Here is a 1,102-nt window from a genome sequence, read left to right as displayed (position 1 = left end):
TTGCCAGCGCGGCAAATTCGTCAGAGATGTTCTGGCCGGCTTTCCAGCCGAGATCGGAAGAGTGGATGATTGTCATTCTGGTTCCCTATCTACTTTGGGGCAGCGATCATGCGACGCCAAGGCATCTCGCATGATCCGAGGTGGGACCCATTGACGATCACGTGGTGAGAACAAGATAATTCCGTAGTAATAAGCCTATTCTAATTAGGTCCATAAGTGCTGATCGCCGGCACACTGTGTCGCCGTTTCACATTATAGTGCCTTCTTCATTTTATGGCCAGAATCTGCGCATTGTGAAGCTTGTAGAAAAAGTGGCCGAGGCACAGCTCAATCGAGCACTCAACTTATGTGCCCTTGGGCCGAAACTGAATCCGGCCCAAGGAATTACACAATACCGCCGATCAGGCTGAACGGTCTAATTCTTGTGTCTTTCGAACCCGCGTTCAGAAGATAAAGTCTCCGCGCTCCAAATCGGAAATTGACGTATCCACCAGGACCATTGAGTTGCCCAAGCCATCCTCGATCACAACGTCGTCACCCGATTGGGTCATGTGGTTTGTTGTCAGGTCCGAGTAGCTGGTGATCTCATTTGATCGTATGAGGGAAATCTGGTCAGCGCCACCAAAGTCCATCACTTGGGCCGTGCCGGTGTTGAAGACGAAATCGTCCGCGCCACCGCCGCCTGTGAGGGTATTGGTCCCGCTGCCACCGTCCAGAATGTCGTTCCCGGCTCCGCCATAGAGATTGTCGTTTCCACCTCCGCCGTAGAGCGTGTCATGGTTACCTTTGCCCTTCAGAACGTCGTTACCAGCCCACCCCACAATCGTGTCCTCGTCTGCACCACCAATCAGTTTGTCGTTCCCGCTGCTTCCTTCCAGCGTGGCGGTGTTTTGATCTTCTACAACCAGGTCAGGTTCTGCTGGTGGCGTGTATGAGATAGGCTCTGGATCAACAATGGGATCGGCGGGTTCTGCGGAACCGTCAGCTGGGTATGTAATGTCCGACCAATCTGGTCCAGCCATGTTCGTGTAATAGGAGTCACTCTGACTTGGCCGGGCGCTGCCCGTTGTGACGCCAGTGCCGTTTACATCTTCAGGGGCGT

The 1,102-nt window shown here is 53.5% G+C and carries 1 protein-coding gene; it reads right to left on the bottom strand.

Translation table 11 applies throughout. The annotated features are described in order from the left end of the window. Nucleotides 1-443: 443 nt before the first annotated feature. A partial coding sequence (locus tag GOX63_RS23630; protein ID WP_302478386.1) for a calcium-binding protein occupies nucleotides 444-1,102 on the bottom strand: 659 nt, incomplete at its 5' end.

The organism is Ruegeria arenilitoris, from assembly GCF_013031355.1.
GTDB classification, from domain to species: domain Bacteria; phylum Pseudomonadota; class Alphaproteobacteria; order Rhodobacterales; family Rhodobacteraceae; genus Ruegeria; species Ruegeria arenilitoris_C.
This window is presented reverse-complemented; position numbering and strand designations above follow the sequence as displayed.